Source organism: Nocardia sp. NPDC003183 (assembly GCF_053590715.1).
Window position 1 is genome coordinate 1,073,476 of sequence record NZ_JBSFTG010000001.1, and the last position, 19,503, is coordinate 1,092,978.

At 66.9% G+C, this 19,503-nt stretch carries 18 protein-coding genes; 12 read left to right on the forward strand and 6 right to left on the reverse strand.

The annotated features are described in order from the left end of the window. Positions 1-5 precede the first annotated feature (5 nt). Entirely contained in the window at positions 6-617 is a 612-nt protein-coding gene (locus ACWDXS_RS04890) for a TerD family protein (RefSeq protein ID WP_449962129.1), read from the reverse strand. A 91-nt stretch (positions 618-708) separates the two neighbouring features. Here ACWDXS_RS04890 and ACWDXS_RS04895 point away from each other — a divergent pair, with 91 nt between their 5' ends. From ACWDXS_RS04895 to ACWDXS_RS04930, 8 genes are all read left to right on the forward strand, one after another. Continuing rightward, the gene (locus tag ACWDXS_RS04895; protein WP_449962131.1) at positions 709-1,467 is read left to right on the forward strand and encodes a spermidine synthase; all 759 of its coding nucleotides are present in this window, start codon (positions 709-711) and stop codon (positions 1,465-1,467) included. Positions 1,468-1,619: 152 nt separating this feature from the next. Next, complete coding sequence (locus tag ACWDXS_RS04900; protein WP_449962134.1) at positions 1,620-2,165, forward strand: hypothetical protein; 546 nt, start codon at positions 1,620-1,622, stop codon at positions 2,163-2,165. Between the two features lie 109 nt (positions 2,166-2,274). After that, entirely contained in the window at positions 2,275-3,207 is a 933-nt protein-coding gene (locus ACWDXS_RS04905; RefSeq protein WP_449962136.1) for a TauD/TfdA dioxygenase family protein, read from the forward strand. Between the two features lie 133 nt (positions 3,208-3,340). Continuing rightward, positions 3,341-3,982, forward strand: coding sequence for an ABC transporter permease (locus ACWDXS_RS04910; protein WP_378628901.1), 642 nt, complete (start codon positions 3,341-3,343; stop codon positions 3,980-3,982). After that, positions 3,982-5,262, forward strand: coding sequence for an ATP-binding cassette domain-containing protein (locus ACWDXS_RS04915; RefSeq protein WP_449962139.1), 1,281 nt, complete (start codon positions 3,982-3,984; stop codon positions 5,260-5,262). The genes ACWDXS_RS04910 and ACWDXS_RS04915 overlap by 1 nt, the downstream gene beginning before the upstream one ends. After that, the gene (locus tag ACWDXS_RS04920) at positions 5,259-5,996 is read left to right on the forward strand and encodes an ABC transporter permease (RefSeq protein ID WP_378990051.1); all 738 of its coding nucleotides are present in this window, start codon (positions 5,259-5,261) and stop codon (positions 5,994-5,996) included. Before ACWDXS_RS04915 ends, ACWDXS_RS04920 begins: the two co-directional genes overlap by 4 nt. Beyond that, the gene (locus ACWDXS_RS04925; RefSeq protein ID WP_449962142.1) at positions 5,993-6,964 is read left to right on the forward strand and encodes a glycine betaine ABC transporter substrate-binding protein; all 972 of its coding nucleotides are present in this window, start codon (positions 5,993-5,995) and stop codon (positions 6,962-6,964) included. The genes ACWDXS_RS04920 and ACWDXS_RS04925 overlap by 4 nt, the downstream gene beginning before the upstream one ends. A gap of 69 nt (positions 6,965-7,033) precedes the next feature. Continuing rightward, positions 7,034-7,759: a GNAT family N-acetyltransferase gene (locus ACWDXS_RS04930; protein WP_449962145.1), complete on the forward strand. Its 726-nt coding sequence runs from the start codon at positions 7,034-7,036 to the stop codon at positions 7,757-7,759. A gap of 122 nt (positions 7,760-7,881) precedes the next feature. Here the strand turns inward: ACWDXS_RS04930 and cydB are convergent, their stop codons facing one another. From cydB to ACWDXS_RS04945, 3 genes are all read right to left on the reverse strand, one after another. Beyond that, positions 7,882-8,904 (reverse strand): cytochrome d ubiquinol oxidase subunit II, encoded by a 1,023-nt coding sequence (gene cydB, locus ACWDXS_RS04935; RefSeq protein WP_378990048.1) that lies wholly within the window; start codon positions 8,902-8,904, stop codon positions 7,882-7,884. Between the two features lie 9 nt (positions 8,905-8,913). Then, entirely contained in the window at positions 8,914-10,407 is a 1,494-nt protein-coding gene (locus tag ACWDXS_RS04940) for a cytochrome ubiquinol oxidase subunit I (RefSeq protein ID WP_449963417.1), read from the reverse strand. Between the two features lie 171 nt (positions 10,408-10,578). Continuing rightward, on the reverse strand, positions 10,579-11,322 hold the full coding sequence (locus tag ACWDXS_RS04945; protein ID WP_449962149.1) for a uracil-DNA glycosylase: 744 nt from the start codon (positions 11,320-11,322) through the stop codon (positions 10,579-10,581). A 95-nt stretch (positions 11,323-11,417) separates the two neighbouring features. Between ACWDXS_RS04945 and ACWDXS_RS04950 the strand changes: the two genes are divergently transcribed. Next, positions 11,418-12,917, forward strand: coding sequence for a carboxylesterase/lipase family protein (locus tag ACWDXS_RS04950; RefSeq protein ID WP_449962152.1), 1,500 nt, complete (start codon positions 11,418-11,420; stop codon positions 12,915-12,917). Further along, complete coding sequence (car, locus tag ACWDXS_RS04955; RefSeq protein WP_449962155.1) at positions 12,914-16,369, forward strand: carboxylic acid reductase; 3,456 nt, start codon at positions 12,914-12,916, stop codon at positions 16,367-16,369. Before ACWDXS_RS04950 ends, car begins: the two co-directional genes overlap by 4 nt. Here the strand turns inward: car and ACWDXS_RS04960 are convergent. Both ACWDXS_RS04960 and ACWDXS_RS04965 read right to left on the reverse strand, forming a co-directional pair. Then, positions 16,307-16,981 carry a GDSL-type esterase/lipase family protein gene (locus ACWDXS_RS04960; protein WP_449962158.1) on the reverse strand — a complete coding sequence of 225 codons (675 nt, stop codon included), beginning with the start codon at positions 16,979-16,981 and terminating at the stop codon, positions 16,307-16,309. The two genes, car and ACWDXS_RS04960, sit on opposite strands and share 63 nt — an antisense overlap. A 306-nt stretch (positions 16,982-17,287) precedes the next feature. Further along, the gene (locus ACWDXS_RS04965) at positions 17,288-17,845 is read right to left on the reverse strand and encodes a TetR family transcriptional regulator (protein ID WP_378990043.1); all 558 of its coding nucleotides are present in this window, start codon (positions 17,843-17,845) and stop codon (positions 17,288-17,290) included. A 92-nt stretch (positions 17,846-17,937) separates the two neighbouring features. Here ACWDXS_RS04965 and ACWDXS_RS04970 point away from each other — a divergent pair, with 92 nt between their 5' ends. Together ACWDXS_RS04970 and ACWDXS_RS04975 are read left to right on the forward strand one after the other, a co-directional pair. Then, positions 17,938-18,408 carry a DUF4334 domain-containing protein gene (locus ACWDXS_RS04970; RefSeq protein WP_378990041.1) on the forward strand — a complete coding sequence of 157 codons (471 nt, stop codon included), beginning with the start codon at positions 17,938-17,940 and terminating at the stop codon, positions 18,406-18,408. Next, complete coding sequence (locus tag ACWDXS_RS04975; protein ID WP_449962163.1) at positions 18,408-19,496, forward strand: NAD(P)-dependent alcohol dehydrogenase; 1,089 nt, start codon at positions 18,408-18,410, stop codon at positions 19,494-19,496. The genes ACWDXS_RS04970 and ACWDXS_RS04975 overlap by 1 nt, the downstream gene beginning before the upstream one ends. The last annotated feature ends 7 nt before the right edge of the window (positions 19,497-19,503 follow it).

Genomic DNA, 19,503 nt, shown 5'->3' on the forward strand with positions numbered 1-19,503 from the left:
CGCTCTCAGTGAAGATAGGCGGTGAGCTGAGGGACGGCGTTGACCACGTGCTGGGCGATGATCGGTTGGCCGATCAGGGTGAAGGCCCAATCCTGGTGGGGGCGGTGCAGTTTGCCGACGACGATGCCGGTGTGGGCGCCGACGCTGTCGAGATCGATGCGGATCAATTCGATACCGGTGACATTGTCGACGACGCGGCAGAAGCCGTTGGCGATCTGATCGAACCGCTGGCCGGTGTAGCAGGTCACCAGGAACACGATCGTGGTGACGGCGGGATCGAGCAGGGCCAGGTCGACCACGATCACTTCGTTGTCGCCGTCCCCGTCGCCGGTGACGCTGTCCCCGAGATGGCGCAGCGCGCCGTCGCGCGAGGTGAGCTGCTCGTGGAAGGCGACATCGACGAAGCTCTCGCCGGCGAACGACAGCGCCGCCGCGTTGAGATCGATGTCCTTGCGGCGGGGATGCATTCCGTTGGCGTGGGCCGGGTCCCAGCCCAGGCCCATGCTGAGGTGGGTGATTGCGTGCGTCATGCGGTACTCCTGGCCGATAGTAACCCGCCCGACCGAGCACGAGCAGGGTTGCCGACCAGACTTCCCGGCTCGTCGACCCATAAACATGGCGTAAAGATCACGCCCAGCACAAATCTGGCGGCGTGCTGTGCGCGTCGTCCGGCCGGGTTGTGGTCGCCACGGGACTACCGTGACGGCGATGAGCGCACGCTTCGAAGAACTCGGCTGGCGGCAGACCCCGATCGGCGAGATCAGTCTGCGTCGACGCTTCGATCCGACGGTGCGGGCCGATGTCTACGAGGTGAAGCTCGGTGACGAGTACCTGATGTCGAGCTTGTTCACCGTCGCCGAACGTGCGCTGTCGCGGCTGGGATTGGGGCGCACGCCCGGCGACCGGCTGGATGTGCTCGTCGGTGGGCTCGGCTTGGGATACACCGCGCGAGAAACATTGCTGGACCCACGAATTCACGCGCTCACGGTGATCGAGTACTCCGACGCCGTCATCGAGTGGCATCGCCGTGAGCTGCTGCCCGACACCGCCGGGTTGGCTGCCGACTCCCGGGTCGAGCTCGTCTGCGCGGACTTCTTCGCCGCGGCGGCGGGGCCGGTGGGATTCGATCCGGCACAACCGGGACGCGTGTACGACGCGCTGCTGCTCGACATCGACCATTCACCACGCCATGTCCTGCACGGTTCGAATGCCGAGTTCTACACCCGCGAGGGCCTGCGCGCGGTCGCGCGACACCTGGTCGACGGCGGCACCTTTGCGATGTGGTCCGACGACGCACCAGATGACGAGTTCCGCGAAATTCTGGAATCCGCCTTCGTCGATGTGGAGGCGCGGCCGATCCTGTTCGACAACCCGCTGACCCGCGGGCGATCCGGCGCGACGATCTACCTCGCGACCAGGTCCCACCGCGCTCGGAGCACAGACCGCGACCAGGCATTATGTGACTAGGAACAACAATGCGGCGAAGTGATTGCCGTCGGCGTCGCTGAGGTTGATCGTAAGTGTCTGGGAGTAGTTGTCCCACACACCGAACCTCCGGCGATCGCGTCATGACGGGCCGGTTCGGGATCGAGCTTTTCGGATTCGACATCGGAGTCAGGATGAACAGCTTGCTCGAAAACCATCGCGGATGGGTAGCCGACATCTTCACGGATGGGTTGTACGGACGCAGTGACGCCCCGAGCCCCCGCGCGACGGTCGCCAACGATGCCCGGCCGCTGGCCCCCACCGACAGCCACTCGCGCCGACCGGAGGAGGTGATCGGGTGGCGCGCACTGTGCTCCTGCGACGGCTGGCACGGACGAACCTGGCTACGCACCGATCTGTCCGCCGACCACGCCCCCTCCGCGCGGGTGCTGCATTGCTCCACCGGACGGCTCGACGCCGACCTCGCCCGCCTGGTCCTGGCCGAATGGGACTATCACCAGCTCGAGATGCAGGCGCTGATTCCGGTGCGCCTGGCGTTCGAGGACACGGCGTCGGCACAGCGGCGCCTCGTCGAAGCCGTCCGCTTCGTGCGCGCGTCGGGAGCGTCGTGGGAAGCGGTCGCCCGGGTGATCAGCGCGCCGTCGGCGGAAGCGGCCGAATCGCGATTCAGTACTTGGACATCCCAGGGGCACAGCGCGGCGGAATTGCGCATACCGTAATCCCCGCCGATTCGGCCATTCCGCTCAGCCTGAATTCAATGATGGTCGTGGCGCGTTCGTGCTGGTTTCGTGTGACGAGATCGTCCAGGTTCGAGCGAGAGGCCTCCGTATGTCCGTCCACGACGCAGCTGTACCCGGGAGCGCGGTGCGGGTGGTCAAGCTCGGCGCCCACATCGGCGCTCAGGTCGACGGGGTTCGGCTCGGTGGTGACCTGGACGCGCGAACGGTGGCCACCATCCGCGCCGCGCTCAGCGAGCACAAGGTGATCTTCTTCCGGGGCCAGCACCACCTGACCGAGGACGGGCAGTACGAGTTCGCGCAGTTGCTCGGCAACCCGACCACCCCGCACCCGACGGTCACCTCCGCCGGTGCGAAGAGCCTGGCCATCGACTCGCGCCAGACGCGGTCCAACGTCTGGCACACCGATGTCACCTTCGTCGATCGTGTCCCGCAGGCCTCCATCCTGCGTGCGGTCGCCCTGCCCAGCTACGGCGGTTCGACCACCTGGGCTTCGACCGTGGCCGCCTACAACTCGCTGCCGGAGCCACTCCAGCGACTCGCCGAGAGCCTGCGCGCGCGGCATTCGAACCGCTATGACTACGCCGCCGAGATCCAGGACCGACCCGCCGATACCGACCGCGACTACCGTCGCGAGTTCGAGTCCACCTATTTCGAGACCGAGCACCCCGTGGTGGAGGTGCACCCCGAGACCGGTGAGCGCGCCCTGCTGCTCGGCTGCTTCGTCAAGGAGATCGTCGGGCTGTCGAGCAACGAGTCGCGGGCACTGTTCCGGCTGTTCCAGGACCGGATCACCCGCCTCGAGCACACCGCCCGCTGGAACTGGTCGCTGGGCGACGTCGCGATCTGGGACAACCGGGCCACTCAGCACTACGCCATCGACGACTACGACGGCAGCGAGCACCGCAGGCTCACCCGCATCACGCTGGGCGGTCCGGTCCCCGTCGGGATCGACGGCACCGCGAGCACGGTGATCGCCGGCGACGCCGAGCCGTACACCGCACCGCTCGAGCGTGCGGCATAACCATCATCGACCGCCACCAGCTCGCGCGCGTCCCCGGGCCAACACCCGGTATCGACTATCCTTCGACGGCACATTCGACCGTTGATCACGCGCGAACAGGTACCCACTGGCTCAGTCCGACGATGGGAATGCCGTGAATTTGTGGAGCTATGTCCAGGACCGAGGCGAGGTGTTGACCTTCCTCACCTATCAGCATGCGTCGCTGGCCTTTCAGACCGTGCTGGTCGGCACCGTCGTCGCGATCCTCATCGCGGTGGCGGTGTATCGGTTGCCGCTGGCATCGGCGTTGACCCTCACCTCGAGCCGGGTCGCGTTGACGATCCCCTCGCTGGCACTGCTGGCATTGCTGCTGGTCCCGTTCGGCCTCGGTGTGGTGCCGTCGTTCATCATGCTGGCGTTCTTCGCGGCCCTGCCGGTGATCGGTAACGCGATCGTCGGGCTGCGATCGGTGCCTGCCACGGTCGTCGAATCCGCGCGCGGCATCGGACTTTCGCGGTGGCGGATCCTGCTCACCGTCGAGCTGCCGATCGCCTGGCCGGTGATCCTCACCGGGATCAGGGTCTCGACCCAGATGATCGTCGGTGTCGCCGCGATCGTGGCCTACGTCCTGGGGCCCGGCCTCGGCTCGCTGATCTTCAACGGCCTGTCGCGTCTCGGCGGGGCCAACGCGCTCGAAATGGCGCTCACCGGAACCATTCTCATCGTTGCCATCGCGTTGGTCTTCGACGCGCTCCTCGTCCTGCTCGGACGCCTCACGATTGCCAAGGGACTGTGATGACCGATGTGACCAGCCAGCCCGCGCCGACCGCGCCCCAGCGCAACGTGACCGGCGATTCCATCACCTTGGACGGGGTCGTCAAGCGGTACAAGGGCCAGGACACCCCCGCCGTCGAACGTCTGGACCTCGAGATCGAGGCCGGCAATATCGTCGCGTTCGTCGGACCTTCGGGCTGCGGTAAGACGACCACGCTCAAGATGATCAACCGGCTGATCGAGCCGACCGAGGGCCGGATATTCATCGGCGGACGTGACGTGACCCGCGAAGATCCCGACAAGCTGCGGCAGTCGATCGGCTATGTCATCCAGTCCGGTGGGCTGTTCCCGCACTGGTCGGTCGCCAAGAACATCGGCGCGATCCCGCGGGTGCTCGGCTGGGACAAGAAGCGAATCGCCGAACGCACCGAATATCTCCTGGATCTGGTCGGTCTCGACCCCGCGACCTTCGCCGACCGTCTGCCCAAGGACATGTCCGGCGGCCAGCAGCAGCGTGTCGGCGTCGCCCGCGCGCTCGCGGCCGACCCGCCGGTGCTGCTGATGGACGAACCGTTCGGCGCGGTGGACCCGATCACCCGGGTTCGCCTGCAGGACAGTCTGATCGCGATCCAGCACGAACTCGGCAAGACCATCGTGATCGTCACCCACGACTTCGAGGAAGCCACCAAACTCGGTGACAAGGTGCTCATCCTGTCCGAGGGCGGACACGTCGAGCAGTACGCGACACCGGAGGAGATCCTCACCGACCCGGCGACGCCGTTCGTCGAGGAGTTCGTCGGATCGGGCGCGAAACTGGCCTATCTCACGGTGTCTCGGGTCCGTGATGTGGAGGTCGACCCGGTGACCACCGCCAATATCGGCGAATCCTCGCAGGTCGTGATCGGGCGGGCGAAAGCCGCGGGACACACCTGGGTGGTGGTCGTGGACGACGCGGGGCGGCCACGGTCGTGGCCCTCGCTGCCGGAAGTGGCGAGCAAGCCGGAGGTTTCGGACTACCTCGATCGCCGGCTGCCCGTCGTCGCGCAGTCCTCGACCCTCAACGACGCGCTCGACGCCATGCTCGCCGCCAGCCAGGGCGCGACCCTGGTCACCGACGGTCGCGGCGCCGTAGTCGGCTCGCTGAACATCGGCTCGGTGACCGACGTGATCCAGACCAAGCTCGCCGAGGGGCACGCCGCCGCCGAGGACCTGTCCTACGAAACCTACGTCGACGGTTCCGATCCCACACCCACCCCGGTCGTCGCCGCCGACGACGAACACGGATCGGCCGGACCGGCATGAACCGTCTGCGCCGGGTTCCGATCGATGTGTGGTTCGAACCGCTCATCATCGTCGTGATCGGCATCGGATACGTGCTCTGGTATCAGTCGTCGACGTTCACCGCGACCGAACAGGCCTCGCTCGGCTGGGCCAATCTGCAGACCACGATCCTCGAGCACATCCGGCTCACGGTGGTCGCCACGCTGATCGTGGTGGTGGTCGCGATTCCGCTCGGTATCGCCTTGACCAGGCCCGCGTTGCAGCGGTTCGAGCCGATCGCCGTCAACATCGCCAATATCGGTCAGGCCGCGCCCGCCGTCGGACTGCTCGTGCTGTTCACCTTCTGGCTCGGCACCGGATTCCGCACGGCGGTCGTCGGTCTCGTCGTCTACGCGATCCTGCCGATCCTGCAGAACACGATCGTCGGGCTGCGGCAGGTCGATCACCGCACCATCGAGGCCGCTCGCGGCATCGGCTTCTCGGCCGGGCGGACGCTGGTTCAGGTCGAACTGCCGCTGGCCGTGCCGGTGATCCTCAACGGCGTGCGCACCGCGCTGGTCATTTTGGTCGGCACCGCGACGCTGAGTACCTTCATCGGCGCGACCAGCCTGGGCACGCTGATCACGACCGGTGTCACCCTGTTCCTGCCCAAGCTGCTCATCTCCGGCGCCGTGCTCGTCGGGTTGCTGGCGTTGATCATCGATTGGCTCGGCCGACTCGTCGAACTGGCCGCGACCCCACGAGGTGTCTCATGAGGCGAGTCCCGTTGATTACCGCGCTGGTCGCGACGCTGTCGTTGCTCGCCGGGTGTGGCCTGGTGAGCTCGTCGGGCACCTTCCACGACGCGAGCCTGCCCGGCGGCGAACGTCCCCTCGACGGCGCGAAACTGGTCGTCACCTCGAAGAGCTTCACCGAGGGGGTGTTGCTCGGCAAGATCACCGCGACCTACCTGGCCGCAGCGGGCGCCTCGGTCACCGATCTGACCGGCGCGCCGGGATCGGCCTCGTCACGGCAGGCCCAGCTCAACGGCGACGCCGACGTGCTGTGGGAGTACACCGGCACCGGCTGGGTCAACTACCACAACGAGACCGAGACGATCGTGGACCCGCAGGAACTGTGGCAGCGCGTCCACGATGTCGAAAAGCGTGACTACGACCTGGAATGGCTGCCCCCGTCCAACTTCAACGACACCTACGCGTTCGGTGCGTCGACACCGACCGCGCAGCGACTCGGCGTGAAGTCACTCTCGGACGTGGCCGCGCTGCCGGTTGCCGAACGAACGTTCTGTGTCGACGACGAATTCTTCAGTCGCTCGGATGGTTTCATTCCGATGCTGCAGAAATACGGCATCCCCTACAACGATCCCAACGGTGTGCCCGCGGGCAACGTCACCCGCATGGACGCCGGCGTCGTCTACACCGCGACCGCCAAAGACTCTCCCTGCCACTTCGGCATGGTCTACACCACCGACGGCCGCGTCAAGAACCTGAACCTGGTGGTCCTGGACGACGACAAGAAGTTCTTCCTGCCCTACAGCGGGACCGCGGTCGTGCGGGGCCCCGTCCTCGCCGCCCACCCCGAACTGCGCGAACTCCTCGGCACGATCTCCGAACTGCTCACCGACGACCTGATGCGAGAACTCAACGGCCGCGTAGACATCGACGGAGAAGACCCCGCCGACGTCGCCTACGACTGGCTGAAAAGCGCGAAACTGATCGCCTAGCGCAGCGGCACGCTGCCGCGGGCGATCCAGCGCCGGGGAACGTGATCGCCGCCGGTCTATGATCGCGCTGTGCCTCAGGATGGTCTTGCCGACGTGCAGCGTTTCGATCCGGTGCCGGACCCGCGGCCGACGGATGAGGTGTGGCCGGAGCTGACGTGGCCGGTTGCCCCGGATGCCGAACTCGTCGGTGAGACAGTGCGGTTGAGCCCGGTCGATCCGGCAGCGGACGCGGCCGAGTTGTTCGCGGTGCTCGAGCACGATGTCGTGTGGGCCCACATTCCGTTTCGTCCGCGCGATCGACAGGAACTCGAGGTGTTCCTGCGGTCGTGGCACGCGACGCCGGAGAACCATCTGTGGATTGTCCGAACGCGCCGGGCCATCGCCGGCCACCCGGTCGGTGCGATCGTCGGGATGACCTCCTATCTCGAAACCCGAGCGAGGGATGCCCGGTTGGAGATCGGCGCCACCCTCTTCGCCCCGGGCGTGTGGGCGAGTGGGGTGAACCCGGAGGCCAAGTGGCTGCTCCTGGGCTATGCGTTCGACACGCTGGGTGCCGGTCGCGTGGAGCTCAAAACCGATGTTCGCAATCACCGTTCGCAACAGGCCATCGCGCGCCTCGGCGCCCGGTACGAAGGCACACTGCGCCGCTATTCCCGGCGCGCCGACGGCACCGTTCGCGACTCCGTGCTGTTCTCGATCACGGTGGAAGACTGGCCGGACGTCAGAGCGCGTCTTGCCGGCCGGCTTCACGATCTCGGGCGTTCCGTGAACTCGTCCGCGGCACCCCTACGCTGAACGCGGCCGGCCACCGATGCGCTGATACGCGTAGGCGCCACGAGGGTTTCGCGTTTGCGTAGCCTGTCCTGCCGGCGATCCGACTACTCGGCAGGCCCTCACACTGCGCAGTTGCCGAAAGCCTATTTCGAGAGCGGCAGCCCGGTCGGTTCGGGAATCTGTTCGACGGTGAGTCGTTTGCGGAAGACCCAGTAGGTCCAGCCCTGGTAGATCAGGACCACCGGGGTGCACAGGACCGCTGCCCAGCTCATCACCTGGAGGGTGTAGTGGCTGGAGGAGGCGTTGTGGATGTTCAAATCGAACGCGGGGTCGATCGTCGAGGGCATCACGTTCGGGTAGAGCGAGCCGACCAGCAGGATGGTGGCCGCGGCGATCGTGACGGTGGTGCCGATGAACGCCCAGCCGTCACGGGCCGCGCCGGTGGCCCCACCGGCGACGACCAGGCCGAGCACGGCCGCGCCGAGCGCGGCCCAGGTCCAGCCGGAGCCGTAGGCGAGCTGAGTCCACAGCCCGAACCCGCCGACGATCGCCACCGTGGGCACGAACAGGATCCGCACGCATACGCGGGCATCGTCGCGGACTTCACCACCGGTTTTGAGCGCGAGGAAGATCGCGCCGTGCAGGGCGAACAGGATGGCCGTGGTCGCCGCGCCGAGCAGCGCGTAGGGGCTGAGCAGATCCCACACCGAGCCGACGACCTGTCGCTTCTCGTTCAGCGGTACCCCGCGCACGAGGTTGGCGAACACCCAGCCCCACGCCAGTGCCGGAATCCACGAGCCGATGCCGATGCCGATGTCGCACCAGGCCCGCCACTTCGGCGAGTTGATCTTCGATCGCCACTCGATCGCGCAGATTCGCAGGATCAACGCGACCAGCAACAACAGCAGGGCCAGATAGAACCCGGAGAACAAGCTCGCGTACCACTCGGGAAACGCCGCGAACATCGCACCGCCCGCGGTGATCAGCCAGACTTCGTTGCCGTCCCACACCGGGCCGATGGTGTTGAGCACGACGCGCCTGCGCACATCGGAACCCTTACCGAGGATCGGCATCAGCATGCCGACGCCGAAGTCGAAGCCCTCGAGGATGAAGTAGCCGGTGAACAGCACGGCGACCAACACGAACCAGAATTGCTGCAGACTCATCGTCGTCTCCTAGTACGCGAAGGACAGCGGCTCGACGGGTTCGGCGCGGTGCCTGCCGCCACCGCCGTCGTCATCGGGACCGAACTCGTCATCGGAAGCCGTCGGCCCTGGTTCGGGCCCGACCACGGTGTAGCGATGCATCAGGTAGTACCAGACCACCGCCAGCGCGCCGTAGAGCAGCGTGAAGACAGCGAGGGAGAAGATGACCGTTGCCGGTGCGTGATCGGAGACGCCTTGCGCCACCGTCATGCGAATGGTCTTGTCGCCGGTCAGGTTCGGCACCACCACCCACGGCTGACGTCCCATCTCGGTGAAGACCCAGCCCGCGCTGTTGGCCAGGAACGGGGTCGGGATGGCGATCAGGCACAGCCAGGAGAACCAGCGTGTGTCGGGAACTCGGCCACCGCGGGTCATCCAGAGTCCGGCCAGCAGCAAGAGTGCCGGTCCGGCCAGCAGACCGATCATGCCGCGGAAGCCCCAGTAGGTGACGAAGAGGTTGGGCCGGTAGTTGCCGGGTCCGTAGTCCTGGACGTAGGACTTCTGCAGATCCTCCACACCCTGCAACGTGACGCCGGTGAACTTGCCCTCGGCCAGGAACGGCAGGACATAGGGAACCTCCAGCAGATGCGTAACGCTGTCGCAGTTGTTGTGCGTGCCGACGGTGAGGATCGAGAACTTCGGATCGGTCTCGGTGTGGCACAGCGATTCCGCCGACGCCATCTTCATCGGCTGCTGTTCGAACATGATCTTGCCCTGGATATCGCCGGTCAGACCCACCACGACGATCGACGCGGCGATCACCCACATGCCCGCCCGCGCCGCCGGGCGCCACATGGTCTTGGCTTCGTCGAGTTTCGTGGCATCACCACTGCGTACGTTGCGCACCATGAACCAGCCCGCGATGCCGACCACGAAGGTCGCCGCGGTCAAGAACGCGCCGGCGACCACATGGGGAAACGCCGCGAGGGTGGTGTTGTTGGTGAGCAGCGCCCAGATGCTGTCCAGCTCGGCGCGTCCGGTCTCGGGATTGTATTTCGCACCGACCGGGTGCTGCATGAACGAGTTGGCGGCGACGATGAAGTAGGCCGACGCGTTGACACCGATCGCGACGATCCAGATCGTGGCGAGGTGAACGAGTTTGGGCAGGCGAGTCCAGCCGAAGATCCACAATCCGAGGAATGTCGACTCCAGGAAGAACGCGACCAGCGCTTCGAAAGCCAGTGGCGCTCCGAAGACGTCGCCGACGAACCGGGAGTACTCACTCCAGTTCATCCCGAACTGGAACTCCTGCACGATGCCGGTGGCGACACCGATGGCGAAGTTGATCAGAAACAGTTTTCCGAAGAACTTGGTGAGTCGGTACCAGTGTTCTTTTCCGGTGATCACCCACGCCGTCTGCATTCCCGCGACGAGCGGTGCCAGTCCGATGGTGAGCGGGACGAAGATGAAATGGTAGACCGTGGTGATACCGAACTGCCATCTGGAGACATCCAGTGTGCTCATTGCCAGCGAACTCATCGTCGGATCTCCTGCCATCGCAGTGAACTGGTGCCGAACGGTGTCGAGGGGAAATGGATGAATATCAATGAATTCGTCCGCGGGTCCGCGTGGAATGGCCGATCGTGTACACAGTCAGCACTGTTCGATCCTAGGTGACCGGGTCGCGAATTCCGGTCAGGACTCGGCGATCGTCTTCGCGTGCAGCAGGACGTCCTCGATCATCGCGGGAGTCACCCGACCGGTAGCGGTATTGCGCTGACTCACGTGGTAACTGCCGAGCACGGTGACCGATCGGCCGTCGGGATGGGTGATGACGACTTGTGCGCCGTGGGTGAAACGGGGACGTGGGCGTGGCACGTTCCAGCCCCCTGCCAGCAGGACGGTAAAGAGGGCCTGCCAGCCGAAGGCGCCGAGAACGACGATCACCCGCAGCGTCGCGCGCAGCAGCTCCAGTTCCCGGCTGAGGAAAGGCGCGCAGCGCTGCCGCTCTGCGGGTGTCGGTTTGTTCTCCGGCGGGGCGCAGTGCACCGGTGCGGTGAGCCGGGTATCGAGCAGTTCGATCCCGTCGTCGCGGCTGACCGGGTGCGCGCCGGTGGCCAGACCGACCGCGTGCAGTGCGCCGAACAGGACGTTGCCGCTGGGGTCGCCGGTGAACATGCGCCCGGTCCGATTGCCGCCGTGGGCGGCGGGAGCGAGGCCGACTACGAGAATTCGCGCGTCGGCGGGCCCGAAGCCCGGTACCGGTCGACCCCAATACTGTTCGTGGCGGAAGGCCGCGCGTTTGACGACGGCGACCTCCTCGCGCCAGGTGACGAGCCTGGGACAGGCGCGACAGGTGGAAACCAGGCGGTCGAGCGCGGCGATATCGGGGGTGTGGGCCGCCGCTGCCGGGGCTGCTTCCGGATCCACGCCGGTCATCGGCCCAGTCTAGTCGGCGGCCGCGATGCGGTTTCGAGACAGTTCGCCGACGGAACCATATGCGCGGTACCGTCGGTACCAGGTACATTCGGGGGATGTTGTCCACCGAGATCGTGAGCGCCGACGGAGTCGTGCGCGGTCGTGCGGGTCGTCGAATCGCCCGCTGGCGTGCCCTGCCCTACGCGGCCCCACCCATCGGAGCGTTGCGGTTGCGTGCTCCCCAGCCCGTTCGACCGTGGACGGGGGTGCGATCGGCGACCGAGTTCGGCTTCGCCGCGGTGCAGAACCCCAACGGTGCCCGCGTGGGGCCGCGAACCTGGCAACCCACCGGGGAGGATTGCCTGACGCTCAATGTGACCGCTCCGGTGACGCCCTCGTCGACACCGCGCCCGGTCATGGTGTTCTTCCACGGTGGCGGCTACCTGATCGGCACGTCGAGCATGTACTCCGGCGCACGGTTGGCCGCGCGGGGAGACGTGATCGTGGTGTCGGTGAACTACCGACTCGGTGCGCTCGGGTATGTCGATTTCAGCGAATTCTCCACATCGGAGAGACCTTTCGAGTCGAACCTCGGATTGCGCGATCAGGTCGCGGCACTCGAATGGGTGCGCCGCAATATCGCCGCGTTCGGCGGTGACCCGGACAACGTCACCATCTTCGGTGAATCGGCGGGTGCACACGCGGTGGTCAGCCTGTTGGCGACCCCCGCCGCCCGCGGCCTGTTCCATCGGGCGATCGCGCAGAGCGCCCCGGCAGACTGGACCTCCACTCCGGACGAGGCGCGCCACTTCGCCCGCCGTTGCCTGGACCGGCTCGGCGCCGCCCCCGCCGACGCCGCGACCGTCCTGAGCACCGTGTCAGCGAAGGAACTGGGCCGGGCGGGTGACCGCGCGCTGGGCCGGGCGCTGCACGAGAGTCCGGGCAGCTTTCCCTACGCCCCGGTCGCGGACGGCGACTTCCTGCCGGAAATGCCCGTGGACGCGATCGCGGCGGGCCGGGCGCATCCGGTGCCGTTGATCATCGGCACCAACCGCGACGAGGCGACGCTGTTCCAGCGCTTCGCCAAGGCGGTGCCGCACACCCCCGAGCAGCTGACGACCATCTTCGGACGCTACGAACCGGGCGCCGAACAAGCGGTGACCAGCCGATACCCCGGCTACCCGGCCGCGCGGACCGCGGTGCGCGTCGGCGGGGACCACCTGTTCCTGCGTCCGACGCTGGCTGTCCTCGAAGGCCACAGCCGCTATGCCCCCACCTACGCCTACCGGTACGACTACGCCCCGCGCGCACTGCATCTGGCGGGTTTCGGCGCCACCCACGCGCTCGAACTCGTCCCTGTTTTCGGCTGGGTCGACGGACCGGTCGGCCGCGCGATGACAGCGGCGGGCGGCAGGCGGGCGTTCCTGGCGGTCCAGGACCATATCCAGGACAACTGGCTCAGCTTCGCCCGCACCGGCCGGCCGCTGCCGCCCTGGAGCCCCTACACCGCCGAACGCCGGACGACCTCCATCATCGACCATCCACCGCGCGTGCTGGTCGACCCGGAGTCCGCGCGACGCGAAGCGTGGCAAGGCATCCGGAAGTGCGAAGCATGACCGTCGAGCTCGCCGCGGGGCAGCCGGCCGATCGCATCAAGGCGCTTTACGCCGAAGACGGGCAGATCCGTGCGGCGCGTCCCGCCGAGGACGTACACGCCATCGTGACGACCCCCGGGCTCGCGACGGCGCGCATCGTCGAGACCGTCATGACCGCCTACGCCGAGCGCCCGGCGCTCGGCACGCGCCGGACCGCATTGGTCGAGTCGGGCGGACGGCGGACTCGAAAGCTGTTGCCGGAGTTCGATGTACTGACCTACGGGCAGGTGTGGGAGCGCACCCGCGCGCTCGCCGCCGCCTGGCACAGTGACGGCGTCGTCGCGGGGGATTTCATCGCGGTGCTCGGGTTCACCAGCGCCGACTACACCGTGCTCGATCTGGCCACGATCCATGTCGGCGGGGTCGCGGTGCCGTTGCAGGCGGGCGCGGGCCTCGAACAGTTGTATTCGATCCTCGACGAGACCGAGCCGACGGTGTTCGCGGTCGACACCGCCCACCTGGCCATCGCCGTCGACGCGATACTCGCCGGCGCAACACCACGTTCACTGATCGTGTTCGACCATCACGCCGACGACGACGATCACCGCGATGCGCTCGACGCGGCCCGTGCCCGTCTGCGTGCGGGGGGATCGGCCCTGGTGCCGAGCACGCTCGCCGACATCGTCGCACAGGGTCGGCTCGCCGATGCGGCTGCGCTGAGCGTGCCCGCCGACGGCGAAGACCCCCTCGCCCTGCTGATCTACACCTCGGGCAGCACCGGTACGCCCAAGGGCGCGATGTACACCCAGCGCTTGGTCGCGGTCGGCTGGCAGCCCGCGCGGCCGTTGGCCGCGATCAATGTCAACTTCCTGCCGATGAGCCATATCGCGGCCCGCCTCACCCTCAACAGCGTGCTCGCCCGTGGCGGCACCGCGTTCTTCGCGGCGGCGCCGGACCTGTCCACGTTGTTCACCGACATCACGCTCGTGCGGCCTACCGAGATCTTCCTGGTGCCGCGGGTGTGCGACATGATCATGCAGCGCTTCCGTCATGAGGTCGCCGAACGCGGCGAGGCGGCGACCGAGACGGTGAAAACCGAACTGCGTGAACAGTTCCTGGGTGGCAGGTTGATGTCGGCGCTGTGCGGCAGCGCGCCGATCGCCCCCGAGCTGCGTACCTTCGTCGAATCGGTGTTGCAATTGCGCCTGCACGACGGGTACGGCTCCACCGAGACCGGCGGTGGGGTGATCTTCGATACGAAGGTGATGCGCCCGCCGGTGCTGGACTACAAACTCGTCGACGTGCCCGAACTCGGCTATTTCGCTACCGACAAGCCGTATCCGCGTGGGGAATTGCTGCTCAAGACCACCACGATGATCGCCGGGTACTACCGCCGCCCGGAGGTGACCGCCGAGGTCTTCGACGCCGACGGCTTCTGCCGCACCGGCGACGTGGTCGCGGAGCTGGCGCCGGACCGGCTGGCCTACGTCGACCGCCGTAACAATGTCCTCAAGCTGTCCCAGGGCGAGTTCGTGACGGTATCGCGGCTGGAAGCGGTGTTCGCGGGCGCCGATCTGGTGCGCCAGATCTATGTGTACGGCAGCAGCGAACGGTCCTATCTGCTGGCGGTCGTGGTGCCCACCGACGCCGCGCTCGCGGGACCTGCCGACGGGTTGCGCGCCGCGGTGAGTTCGTCGCTGCACCGCGCCGCCGTGTCGGCTGGGCTCGAGCCGTACGAGATTCCGCGCGACTTCATCATCGAGACCGAGCCGTTTTCGACCACCGACGGGACCTTGTCCGGAGTCGGGAAACTGTTGCGCCCGAAGCTGAAACAGCGGTACGGCGAGCGTCTCGAGAAGCTCTACGCGGACCTGGCACGGGGTCAGGAAGACGAACTGCAGCGGTTGCGTCGCGATGCGTCCGGCCTACCGGTGTACGAGACCGTCGTTCGCGCCGCCGGCGCGGTGCTCGGCGGCGATTCGGCAGATCTGCGACCCGATGCGCGATTCGGTGATCTCGGCGGCGATTCGCTGGCAGCACTGTCGTATTCGTCTCTGCTGCGGGAATTGCTAGCGGTGGATGTGCCGGTGAATGTGCTGCTCGGGCCGGACAGCGACCTGGCGCGCATCGCCGACTACGTGCGCCGTGAACGCGAACCAGGCACGCACAGAACCGATTCCGATGCGGTACACGGTATCGATGCGGCCGAGATTCGCGCTGCGGATCTGACACTCGAGAAGTTCTTGGATGTCACCGCGACGGTACAGGTGCCTGCCGCGGCACCCGCGCGGACGGTGCTGATCACCGGCGCCAACGGCTATCTCGGCCGGTTCCTCCTCCTGACCTGGCTGGAACGGCTCGCCCCTCGGGGCGGCAAGGTGATCTGCGTGGTCCGCGGCGGCGATGTGATCGCCGCTCGCGAGCGCCTCGACGCGGCGTTCACCAGTGACAGCGAGCTCGACACTCATTTCCAGCTCCTCGCGAAGGACACGCTGGAAGTGTTGCCCGGCGACATCGGCGAACCGAATCTCGGTCTGCCACAGCCGACATGGGACCGGTTGGCCGCCGAGGTCGATCTGATCGTGCACTCCGCGGCACTGGTGAACCATGTGCTCCCGTATGCGCAGCTGTTCGGCCCGAACGTGGTGGGCACCGCCGAGATCATCCGGCTGGCGCTGACAACGACGCGCAAGCCGGTGAGCTACCTGTCGACGGTGGCTGTCGCGGCGCAGGGGGAGTCCTTCGCTGAAGACGGTGACGTGCGAACCATGAGCCCGGTCCGCCGGCTGGACGATTCCTATGCCAACGGCTACGGCAACAGCAAGTGGGCGGGTGAGGTGCTGCTGCGGGAGGCGGCTGAGCGGTTCGGGCTGGCCGTCGCGGTGTTCCGCTCGGACATGATCCTGGCGCACAGTCACTTCCGTGGCCAGCTCAATGTGCCCGACGTCTTCACCCGGCTCTTGCTGAGCGTGCTCGTGACCGGTCTCGCGCCGATGTCGTTCTACCGCACCGATTCTGCCGGGCAACGACAGCGCGCCCATTACGACGGACTACCAGCCGACTTCGTTGCCACGGCCGTCACCGCACTCGGCGCCGCCGCTACGAGCGGTTACCGCACCTACGACGTCCTGAACCCGCACGACGACGGCATCTCCCTCGACGTCTTCGTCGACTGGCTGATCGACGCGGACTGCCACATCGATCGCATCGACAGCTACGACGAGTGGTTCGCCCGCTTCGAAACAGCCTTGCGGGCCCTCCCTGAACCTCAGCGCAAACACACCCTGCTCCCGCTGCTCGACGCCTATCGCAGGCCCGGTCGTCCACTGCCCGGCTCGGCTCTTCCCGCCGAGGGATTCCGCGCCGCCGTCCGCGCCGCGCAGCTCGGTTCCGACAACGACATTCCGCACCTACCGGCGGATCTCATCGCCAAATATGTCCGCGACCTGACCGGTCTCGGCCTGCTGGAGTAGACCGTACGGGGTGGGCCGGGCGATCCAGGACTGCCAGCGGCTGTCGAGGACGAGCTCGGCCAGGCGCTGGTAGCCGCCGCTGCCGGGGTGGGCACCGTCGCCCGCCCTGGCTTCGCGAGTCCAGACGGGGTCGTCGGCCAAGTGCCGTGTGGTGGCGACGAACGGCACCTTGCGTGATTCGCACAGCTCCGCCATGTCGTCGGCGAGCTCTGCGGTGCGCCGCAGGTGCTCCGCGCCGCCGTCGATGACAGGTGGTGGGCCGATTACCAGCGGATGGATCGCACGCTCCCTGCTTTCGGTCAGCAGGGTCGCGAGGTTGTCGAGGCATTGTGCTCTGCCCACCCGGACGTTGCCGTCCTCCATGACCGCGTCGTTGCTGCCGAACGAGATCACCAGACGATTGTCGGCCCCGGGCAGGACGCGTGGCTCGACCTCTCCCCAGCAGCGGCGCAGGACATCAGCGGAGGTATTGCGCCGGATGCCGAGGTTGAACGCGGTGATACCGGGCCCGCTCGCGGCGAGTACGCGGCCGACCCAGCCGCGGTACTCCGGGTCGCCGATTCCCTGGACGAAGGAGTCGCCGATGAAGCAGATGCGCAGATCCTCATTCATTCGGGCAACTGTACGAGGTGGGGGAGTGGGCTTCGAGGATGGCCTGATCGGCAGCGGGGGAGCGCACAAGCAAAGGGGCAGAGGGTATTTGAAACGGGTGACGATCACGGCAGCCGTAGGTGGAGCTACCGGCGACCTTCTGCGAGGGGTCTCCCGGCTAGATAATTAATCGCGATATTGCGATATGCGCATCTAAACATGTTATTTCGTCACCCATCATGGTCGACTCCATGCACCTGAATACCCTTCAAAAACACAAGGAGGGGAGGGGGCAGGGGCTGCCGTAGTGGGGGAGCGTGCCGGTTGCTACGGCGGGGCGACCATTCGCGCCACGGCCGCCACCACCGCCGCGCGCTGCGCCGCCAGGCGACCGTCGTCGGTGGATCCCGTTCTCGCATGGGTGGCTGAGGTGCGGGTCAGATCGGTGAGCATGCGAAGCATGATCGGGGCGGGGATATCGGTGGTGACGAGGCCTTCGTGCTGACCGCGGCGGAGCTCGGTGATCTTCGCGTCGATGGTGCGACGCAGAGCTTGCGGCATGTCGCCGGATGGTTCGAGTTCGGCCCAGGCTTGTAGGCGGGCGTTGTCGGGGTGGGCGACGAAGTGGTCGAACAGTCGGCCGGCGTAGGCGGGTAGGTCGTCGGCGGACATGGCCGCTTCGCTGCTGGTTTCGGTGGTCCAGCGTTCGGTGACGGCCGCGTAGAGCTCGTTTTTGCCGGGAAAGTAGGCGTAGAGCCGGTCTTTGCTGGCGTGTGCGACGTCCGCGATGCGGTTGATCCGAGCGCCGGCGATGCCGAATTCGGCGAACTCCGCTTTCGCCGCGGTGAGTATTCGCTCCCTGGTTGCCTGACCTGCCGCACGCATGCGCCGAATCCTACCTCTTGCCGAACCATCTGGTTCGGAACTATGGTCCACTGTGAACCGAATGGTTCTGAACTCTGTGAGACGAGGGCTTGATGAGCGCGGACAAACCACGGTGGCAGCAGCTCAAGGAGCAGTCGGACGGTGTGACGACCGCCGAGCTGGATCAGCTGTGGACCCGGCTACGCCCGGCGCGGGCCGAGGACATCCTCGGCGAGTGGCGCGGTGACGCCTTTCAGACAGGTCACCCCCTGTGCCGCGCACTGCCCGCGAGCCGCTGGTACGGGAAGAACTTCCACGCTCTCGACGACGCGAAGCCGCTGATCTGCCGGGCCGAGGACGGCACCCTGTTCTCCAATGTCGAACTGGGACAGGGCGAAGCGACGCTGTGGAACATCGAGTTCCGCGGTGAGGTCACCGCGACCATGGTCTACGACGGTCGCGCGGTGTTCGACCACTTCAAGTGGCTCGACGACACCACCCTGATGGGCATCATGAACGGGCGACCCGAACTGGTTCTCGCGCACGGCGAATACTTCTACTTCCTGCTGGAACGGGTCTCTTGATGCGCACGACGGCGGTGCTGTCGCGCGATCCGGGCGCGGAGTTCTCGATCGAGCCGATCGAGGTCGACGAGCCGCGCGCGGGCGAGATCCTGGTGCGGATCGTCGCTGCCGGTATCTGCCACACCGACCTGGTGAGCCGTCGCGCGGGCGCCGCGGATCGGCCGATCCTGCTGGGCCACGAGGGCGCGGGTGTCGTCGCGGCGGTCGGCTCCGATGTGCGCACAGTGCGGCCCGGCGATCATGTCGTGCTGACCTTTCGGCAGTGCGGTGCCTGTCGCAACTGTGTGGCCGGTCGGCCTGCGTACTGCCACCGGGCGACCGCGCTCAACCAGTTCGGCCGACGCGCGCACGCCACGCCCCGGGCACTGGTCGACGGGTCCCCGATTCTCGACGGGTTCTTCGGTCAGTCGAGTTTCGCCGGTTACGCGCTGAGCACCGAGGACAACACGGTCGTGGTCGACCCCGCGGTCGACCTCGCGGTGGCGGCGCCGTTCGGCTGCGGTTTCCAGACCGGTGCGGGTGCGGTGCTCAACGCTCTGCGGCCGGAGCCGGGTGCGTGGGTTGCCGTGTACGGGGCGGGCGCGGTCGGGATGGCGGGTCTACTCGCAGCCCGGACAGTTCCGGACGTGCGCGTGGTCGTCGTCGAAACATCGGCTGCGCGGCGGGAACTGGCCGTTGAACTGGGAGCTGACGCCGCACTGGATCCTGCCGACGGGCCGACGGCAGCGCGCATCCGTGAACTCACCGATAGTGGTGCGACGCATGCGCTCGACACGACCGGCATCGCCACCGTGCTCGCCGATGCCGTCGCCGCGCTCGCGGTGGGGGCGACGGTGGTGGCGGTGGGTCTTGGTCGCGGTACGCCGCCGATCGATGTCGGTGATCTCGTGCTGCACGGCAAGGTGATTCGCGGCTGCCTCGAAGGCGACAGCGTGCCCGCCACCTTCATTCCCCATCTGCTCGATCTGTACGCGGCCGGTCGTTTCCCGGCCGATCGACTCATCGCCCGGTATCCGCATGCCGAGGTCGGCGCCGCGCTGGCCGATCAGCGTGCGGGCACTGTGGTCAAGCCGGTGCTCACATGGTGAACACCCT

Bases quoted from the DNA above. Each gene is read 5' to 3' on its own strand.
- ACWDXS_RS04905 (WP_449962136.1), top strand. From the start codon at position 2,275: ATGTCCGTCCACGACGCAGCTGTACCCGGGAGCGCGGTGCGGGTGGTC.
- car (WP_449962155.1), top strand. From the start codon at position 12,914: ATGACCGTCGAGCTCGCCGCGGGGCAGCCGGCCGATCGCATCAAGGCG.
- cydB (WP_378990048.1), bottom strand. From the start codon at position 8,904: ATGAGTCTGCAGCAATTCTGGTTCGTGTTGGTCGCCGTGCTGTTCACC.
- ACWDXS_RS04915 (WP_449962139.1), top strand. From the start codon at position 3,982: ATGACCGATGTGACCAGCCAGCCCGCGCCGACCGCGCCCCAGCGCAAC.
- ACWDXS_RS04950 (WP_449962152.1), top strand. From the start codon at position 11,418: ATGTTGTCCACCGAGATCGTGAGCGCCGACGGAGTCGTGCGCGGTCGT.
- ACWDXS_RS04965 (WP_378990043.1), bottom strand. From the start codon at position 17,845: ATGCGTGCGGCAGGTCAGGCAACCAGGGAGCGAATACTCACCGCGGCG.
- ACWDXS_RS04890 (WP_449962129.1), bottom strand. From the start codon at position 617: ATGTTTATGGGTCGACGAGCCGGGAAGTCTGGTCGGCAACCCTGCTCG.
- ACWDXS_RS04925 (WP_449962142.1), top strand. From the start codon at position 5,993: ATGAGGCGAGTCCCGTTGATTACCGCGCTGGTCGCGACGCTGTCGTTG.
- ACWDXS_RS04945 (WP_449962149.1), bottom strand. From the start codon at position 11,322: ATGACCGGCGTGGATCCGGAAGCAGCCCCGGCAGCGGCGGCCCACACC.
- ACWDXS_RS04960 (WP_449962158.1), bottom strand. From the start codon at position 16,981: ATGAATGAGGATCTGCGCATCTGCTTCATCGGCGACTCCTTCGTCCAG.
- ACWDXS_RS04970 (WP_378990041.1), top strand. From the start codon at position 17,938: ATGAGCGCGGACAAACCACGGTGGCAGCAGCTCAAGGAGCAGTCGGAC.
- ACWDXS_RS04940 (WP_449963417.1), bottom strand. From the start codon at position 10,407: ATGAGCACACTGGATGTCTCCAGATGGCAGTTCGGTATCACCACGGTC.
- ACWDXS_RS04920 (WP_378990051.1), top strand. From the start codon at position 5,259: ATGAACCGTCTGCGCCGGGTTCCGATCGATGTGTGGTTCGAACCGCTC.
- ACWDXS_RS04900 (WP_449962134.1), top strand. From the start codon at position 1,620: ATGAACAGCTTGCTCGAAAACCATCGCGGATGGGTAGCCGACATCTTC.
- ACWDXS_RS04895 (WP_449962131.1), top strand. From the start codon at position 709: ATGAGCGCACGCTTCGAAGAACTCGGCTGGCGGCAGACCCCGATCGGC.
- ACWDXS_RS04975 (WP_449962163.1), top strand. From the start codon at position 18,408: ATGCGCACGACGGCGGTGCTGTCGCGCGATCCGGGCGCGGAGTTCTCG.